Here is a 1,151-nt window from a genome sequence, read left to right on the forward strand (position 1 = left end):
GTAAATCTTTAATACGAGAAGAATCTAGTACATAAGAACGGATTTGGCTTCCCCAGCCGATATCCGATTTGCTCTCTTCTAAGGCTTGTGCTGCTTCACTACGCTTCATCATCTCAAGTTCATAGAGTTTGGCACGCAACTGTTGCATGGCCTTGTCTTTGTTCTGATGCTGTGAACGCTGATTTTGACACTGAACAACAATACCCGAAGGTTCGTGCGTGATACGAATCGCTGAATCCGTCGTGTTGACGTGCTGACCACCCGCACCACTTGATCGATATGTATCGATACGCAAATCTGCTGGGTTAATTTCAATGTCGACATTGTCATCAATCTCTGGGGAGACGAACACAGAAGCAAATGAAGTATGGCGACGATTTCCCGAATCAAAAGGTGATTTACGAACTAGGCGATGCACACCTGTTTCTGTTCTGAGCCAGCCGAAAGCATATTCACCTGTGAATTGAATGGTCGCACTTTTAATACCTGCGACCTCTCCATCAGACACTTCAACTAACTCAGTTTTAAACCCTTTTTGCTCACCCCAACGCAAATACATGCGCATAATCATCGATGCCCAATCTTGTGCTTCAGTACCGCCCGAACCAGATTGAATATCTAAGTACGCGTTATTGGGATCCATTTCGCCAGAGAACATACGACGGAACTCAAGAGTAGCTAGCTTTTCTTCTAAGCTTTCGATTTCACTTTGAACGTCGTTCACAGCGTCCTCGTCTTGCTCTTCAACCGCCATATCTAATAGGTCTTGGCAGTCATTCAATCCGCTTTCTAAATCTTCGATGGTAGTGACAACAGCTTCGAGACTTGAACGCTCTTTACCAAGCGCTTGCGCATTTTCGGGATTGTCCCAGACAGCAGGATCTTCTAGCTCGCGCGTAACTTCAACTAAGCGCTCATTTTTGGTATCGAAGTCAAAGATACCCCCTAAGCGTTACAACACGCTCGAGCATTTCTTTAATCTTCTGAACAATAGGATTTACTTCAAGCATTCACAGTCCTTGAGGGCAATCGTAAAAAGGCGCGTATTCTACACTTTTGCTACGATTACCGCCAATACATAGCGGCCTGTGATTGTGAATTTAATACTGCTCTAACCAGACTTTCATATCGCCAGCCAAAGACTGCCAATT

The 1,151-nt window shown here is 44.7% G+C and carries 1 protein-coding gene; it reads right to left on the reverse strand.

The window, feature by feature from the left end; genetic code table 11:
* Nucleotides 1-1,010, reverse strand: a protein-coding gene (gene prfB, locus A3762_RS15175) for a peptide chain release factor 2 (RefSeq protein ID WP_156493484.1) whose coding sequence is annotated in 2 segments (ribosomal slippage) — nucleotides 1-934 and nucleotides 936-1,010 — 1,009 coding nt annotated over the 2 segments. Because the reading frame shifts where the segments join, the coding sequence is not laid out codon by codon here. This gene is flagged as partial in the annotation.
* Nucleotides 1,011-1,151: the final 141 nt, after the last annotated feature.

It is taken from the genome of Oleiphilus sp. HI0125 (assembly GCF_001635355.1).